Here is a 4,810-nt window from a genome sequence, read left to right as displayed (position 1 = left end):
CGGCGGTGGGCATCTCCGCCAGCTACCCGGGCGCCTCCGCCAAGACGGTGGAAGACTCGGTGACCCAGATCATCGAGCAGAACATGACCGGGCTGGATCACCTGCTCTACATGTCTTCCCAGTCAGATTCATTTGGAGGTGTGTCGGTGACCCTCACCTTCCAGGCAGGTACCGACCCCGACATCGCCCAGGTGCAGGTGCAGAACAAGCTGCAGCAAGCCATGTCGCTGTTGCCGCAAGAGGTGCAGCAGCAAGGGATCCAAGTACAGAAGACCTCCAGCAGTTTTATGATGGTGGCCGCCTTCATCTCCAAAGATGGCACCATGACCAACGATGACCTGGCTGACTATGTGGTGGCCAACATCAAGGAGCCGCTCAGTCGTCTGGACGGGGTAGGGGACATCACCTTGTTCGGCAGCCAGTACTCCATGCGGGTCTGGCTCGATCCCAACAAGCTCAACCGGGTGCAGATGACCCCGGGGGATGTGCAGGCCGCCATCAAGGCACAGAATGCCCAGGTGGCGTTCGGCAAGCTGGGGGGCACCCCGGCGGTGACCGATCAGCAGTTCACCGCCACCATCATGGGGCAGGCCCGACTCTCCACCGTGGCGCAGTTCAACGACATCCTGCTGCGGGTTAACCAGGACGGCTCCAAGGTACGAATTCAGGATGTAGCCCGGGTTGAACTGGCGGGAGAAAGTCATGATATGTCAGTTAACTATAACGGTCAGTCCACCGCGGCTGTTGCCATCAAGCTGGCCACAGGTGCCAACGCGCTGGATACCGCCGAGAAGGTGCGCGGCAAGCTGAATGAGCTTTCCACCTACTTTCCGGCCAACATGGAGATCGTCTATCCCTACGACACCACACCGTTCGTGAAGATCTCCATCGAGGAGGTGGTGCAGACCCTGGTGGAGGCGATCTTCCTGGTGTTCTGCGTTATGTATCTGTTCCTGCAGAACTTCCGCGCCACCCTGATCCCGACCATCGCGGTGCCCGTGGTGCTGCTGGGCACCTTCGGCGTCATGGCGGCGTTCGGCTTCTCAATTAATAGTTTGACAATGTTCGGTCTGGTGCTGGCCATCGGCCTCCTGGTGGATGACGCCATCGTGGTGGTGGAGAACGTGGAGCGCCTGATGAGCGAGGAGGATCTCTCTCCGCTTGAGGCGACCCGCAAGTCCATGACCCAGATCACCGGTGCCCTGGTGGGGATCGCCCTGGTGCTCTCGGCGGTGTTCGTGCCGATGGCCTTCTTCGGCGGCTCCACCGGTGCCATCTATCGCCAGTTCTCCCTCACCATCGTCTCGGCCATGGTGCTGTCGGTGCTGGTGGCGCTGATCCTGACCCCGGCCCTGTGCGCCACCCTGCTCAAGCCCATCAAGCATGGCGAGTTCGGTGCCAAGCGCGGTTTCTTCGACTGGTTCAACCGGGCCTTCGACGCCAGCGCCAACCGCTACCAGAGCGGGGTGCGCAAGGTGGTCAAGCAAGGGGTGCGCTACGGCATCATCTATGCCGCCATGCTGGCGGTACTGGCCATCCTGTTCATGCGCATGCCCACCTCCTTCCTGCCGGAAGAGGATCAGGGGTTCATCATGTCCATGGTGCAGCTGCCGGTCGGTGCCACCAAGCAGCGCACCGAGGTGGTGCTGGCCGACATGCGCGACTACTTCATGAAGAACGAGAAGGACAACGTCGACTCCGTGCTGACGGTGGCGGGCTTCAGCTTCGCCGGTAGCGGTCAGAACAGCGGCATGGCCTTCATCAAGCTGAAAGACTGGAAGGAGCGCAACACGCCGGATCGCAGTGCCAATGCCATCATCGGCCGCGCCATGGGCTACCTGTTCAGCATCAAGGAAGCCCAGGTGTTCGCCTTCAACCTGCCTCCGATCCCGGAGCTCGGGACGGCGACCGGTTTTGACTTCTTCCTGCAGGATCGGGCCGGCGTGGGCCACGACAAGCTGATGGCGGCGCGTAACCAGCTGCTCGGCATGGCGGCGCAGGACCCGAACCTGGTGCGGGTGCGCCCGAACGGGATGGAAGACACTCCCCAGCTCGACATCAAGATCGACTACGAGAAGGCGTTGGCGCAGGGGCTCTCCATCAGCGACATCAACAGCACGCTCTCCAGTGCCTGGGGCTCTGCCTATGTGAACGACTTTGTCGACAGAGGTCGGGTCAAGAAGGTCTACCTGCAGGCGGATGCCCCCTTCCGGATGAACCCGGAAGATCTCAAGCTCTGGTACGTGCGCAACAGCGCCGGTCAGATGGTGCCTTTCTCTGCCTTTGCCAGCACCGACTGGAGCTTCGGCTCGCCACGGCTGGAGCGTTACAACGGTGTGCCGGCGATGGAGATCGTCGGGGAAGCGGCGCCGGGCAAGAGTACCGGTGACGCCATGGCCGCCATCGAGCAGATGGTGAAGCAGCTGCCGGAAGGCATCGGCATCGAGTGGACCGGTCTCTCCTATCAGGAGCGGCAGGCGGGCTCTCAGGCGCCGGGCAAGAGTACCGGTGACGCCATGGCCGCCATCGAGCAGATGGTGAAGCAGCTGCCGGAAGGCATCGGCATCGAGTGGACCGGTCTCTCCTATCAGGAGCGGCAGGCGGGCTCTCAGGCGCCGGCCCTCTACGCCATCTCGCTGCTGGTGGTGTTCCTCTGTCTGGCCGCCCTCTACGAGAGCTGGAGTATTCCGTTCTCGGTGATGCTGGTGGTACCGCTCGGGGTGCTGGGAGCCATTGTGGCCGCCACCCTGCGTGGGCTGGAGAACGATGTCTACTTCCAGGTGGGCCTGCTCACCACCATAGGGCTGTCGGCCAAGAACGCGATTCTGATCGTGGAATTTGCCAAGGAGCTCTATGACAGGGGCATGGGGCTGAGCGAAGCCGTGGTGGAGGCAGCGCGCCTGCGTCTGCGTCCGATCCTGATGACCTCGCTCGCCTTCATCCTCGGCGTATTGCCGCTGGTGATCAGTACCGGCGCCGGTGCCAGCAGCCGCAACGCCATCGGTACCGGCGTGATGGGGGGGATGATCAGTGCCACCGTGCTGGCCATCTTCTTTGTGCCGCTGTTCTTCGTGCTGGTGATGCGCTATTTCACCAAACACAGCACCAAGCAAGCGCGTCTGGCCCATGCCGAGGAGACCAAACATGACTAAGACCCTGATCGCCCTGAGCGTGACTCTGCTGCTGGGGGGCTGTTCCATGGCCCCCGATTACCAGCGCCCGGCACTGCCGCAAGGCGCTACCTGGCAGAGCAACCAGACGGGGGAGGCGGCCGTCTCCTCCTGGCGCCAGCAGTTCCTCGATCCCGCCCTGCAGCAGTTGATCGCCACGGCTCTCGAGAACAACCGGGATCTGCGTATCGCGGCCCTCAACGTGGAGGCCTACGAGGCCAGATACCGGATCCAGCGGGCGGCACAGCTGCCGACCCTGGCGGCCAATGGCTCGGGCTCTCGCCAGCAGGGATCGGACGATCTCAGCAGCACGGGGCAGGGCACCATCAGCAGCCAGTACGGCGCCAACATCGGCATCACCGCCTACGAGCTGGACCTGTTCGGCCGGATCCAGAGTCTGAAAGATCAGGCGCTGGAGACCTATCTGGCGCAGGTGGAGACCCAGCGCAGCACCCAGATCGCGCTGGTAGCCTCGGTGGCCAACGCCTATCTCACCCTGCTGGCGGATCAGGAGTTGCTGGCACTGAGCGAGGCTACCCTGGCCACCGAGCAAGAGAGCTATGGTCTGACCGAGCACAAGTACCGGCTGGGGGCGGCCTCCGAGATGGAGCTGGCCCAGGGCCGTACCGCGCTGGAGAGCGCCAAGGTGAGCCTGGCCCAGTATCAACGGCAGGTGAAACAGGACAGAAATGGCCTGGCGCTGCTGCTCGGGACTGGCGTCCCCGCGTTGATGACCGAGCCGGCGACCCTGGCCGAGGTGCAGCTGGCGGCCATCCCGGTGGGTGCCCCATCCAGCCTGCTGCAACAGCGCCCGGACATCCTGGCGGCCGAGCACAGCCTGAAGGCGGCCAATGCCAATATCGGCGCCGCCCGTGCGGCCTTCTTCCCGACCATCTCGCTGACCGCGACGGCGGGCACCGCCAGCAACCAGTTGAGCGGGCTGTTTGACGGCGGCACCGGCACCTGGACCTTTATGCCGCAGATCAACCTGCCGATTTTTGACGGTGGCAAGCGCATCGCGGATCTGGACGTGGCCGAGGTGAGCACCAGGCAGGCGGTAGCGAGCTACGAGAAGAGCATCCAGACCGCGTTCAAGGAAGTGGCAGATACGCTGGGTGCCCAGGCTGACTATCAGCGGCAACTGCAGGCCCAACAGGCACTGGTGGAGGCGAACCAGACCTACTTCAAGCTGGCGGAGGTGCGCTACGAGAAGGGGGTGGACAGTTATCTCGCCCGGCTCGATGCCCAACGCTCGCTGTTCAGCGCCAAACAAGGGCTGATCACTACCCGTCTGGCGCAGCTCAGCAACCAGGTCTCGCTCTACAAAGCCGTAGGGGGTGGTTGGTGATAACTAGATCTGTACATTCTAAGGAAAGTGCGAACAAGTCCTTGATGTGAGATCATGAACCCCACTTGGCATCAGGGATGAGGTTCAGCATGAGTCACCAGCTCACCTTCGCGGACTGCGAGTTCAATGGCAAACGCCGTAAAACCCGTAAAGAGATATTCTTGGCTCGCATGGAGGCTGTGCTCCCATGGCCAAGGATGCTGGGGGTCATCGAACCCGTCTATCCCAAAGCTGGTAACGGGCGTCGTCCCTACCCACTCGATACCATGCTCCGCATTCACTGTATGCAGCA

2 protein-coding genes and 1 pseudogene are annotated in these 4,810 nt (G+C 62.6%); all 3 read left to right on the top strand.

The features are described from left to right. On the top strand, window positions 1-3,152 hold a 3,152-nt coding region (locus CAK78_RS10665), incomplete at its 5' end, for an efflux RND transporter permease subunit (protein WP_141214174.1). Continuing rightward, window positions 3,145-4,518, top strand: a complete 1,374-nt coding sequence (locus CAK78_RS10660) for an efflux transporter outer membrane subunit (protein ID WP_094697241.1) — start codon at window positions 3,145-3,147, stop codon at window positions 4,516-4,518. The genes CAK78_RS10665 and CAK78_RS10660, both read left to right, overlap by 8 nt. An 89-nt stretch (window positions 4,519-4,607) precedes the next feature. After that, window positions 4,608-4,810, top strand: a pseudogene (locus tag CAK78_RS10655) (IS5/IS1182 family transposase); the annotation flags it as partial.

Origin of the sequence: Aeromonas sp. A35_P (genome assembly GCF_002259925.1) — a bacterium.
Lineage (GTDB): Bacteria > Pseudomonadota > Gammaproteobacteria > Enterobacterales > Aeromonadaceae > Aeromonas > Aeromonas dhakensis.
The sequence above is the reverse complement of the archived record's forward strand: the minus strand, read 5'-3'. Positions and strand labels throughout refer to the sequence as shown.